Source organism: Rheinheimera sp. WS51 (assembly GCF_050936095.1).
In the GTDB taxonomy this organism is placed as follows: Bacteria; Pseudomonadota; Gammaproteobacteria; order Enterobacterales; family Alteromonadaceae; genus Alishewanella.
In genome coordinates, this window is record NZ_JBOTRC010000055.1 from 1 (window position 1) to 508 (window position 508).

The 508-nt window shown below is 40.9% G+C and carries 1 protein-coding gene; it reads left to right on the forward strand.

Going from position 1 to position 508, the window contains the following annotated elements:
* Positions 1 to 32 precede the first annotated feature (32 nt).
* Entirely contained in the window at positions 33 to 443 is a 411-nt protein-coding gene (locus ACRCA4_RS15010) for a hypothetical protein (RefSeq protein WP_433190400.1), read from the forward strand.
* Positions 444 to 508 lie beyond the last annotated feature (65 nt).

The following is a 508-nucleotide window of genomic DNA, read 5'->3' on the forward strand; positions in this document are numbered from 1 at the left end:
GGCGTTATATGCCTTAAGGATTACTATCAGGAATGGATGCAATATCTAAACTCCAGAAAAAGAATGATGAATCCAAAAGACAGGCTGGCAAAGATAGGCTGGATTTCATTGGGTTTGCTCTAATACTTAGCCCTCTGTTATTCAGCTACGCATATGGCTTGTATTTTTGGCTCAACGGACAGGAAGTTGAAATTGAGCAATTTTGGATTGCTATTGGTACAGCAGGTTTTGGTGTTTCTTCGTCTTTCTTGCTTAGCTTTCAACTATTTAGGCCAACAATTAAGCTGCTTTTGTTATTTATCTGTGTGGCTTGGTTTAGTTACTTCTGGGTTGTTGTTTATCTGTCCTGGTATGCTTTTATTCCTTTAATAGCGTTGTACGTTTTACTGCTATTAAATAGGCAAGCTATCGCTAAAAAGTTAAACAATGACGCCGGCATATAACAAGCGCCATCAAAAACGCGCCCTTTGGGCGCTCGACTCGCAACACGTTGCTCGCGTTTGTGGCG

Coding starts and splice junctions, on each gene's coding strand:
- ACRCA4_RS15010 (WP_433190400.1), top strand. CDS start 33: ATGGATGCAATATCTAAACTCCAGAAAAAGAATGATGAATCCAAAAGA.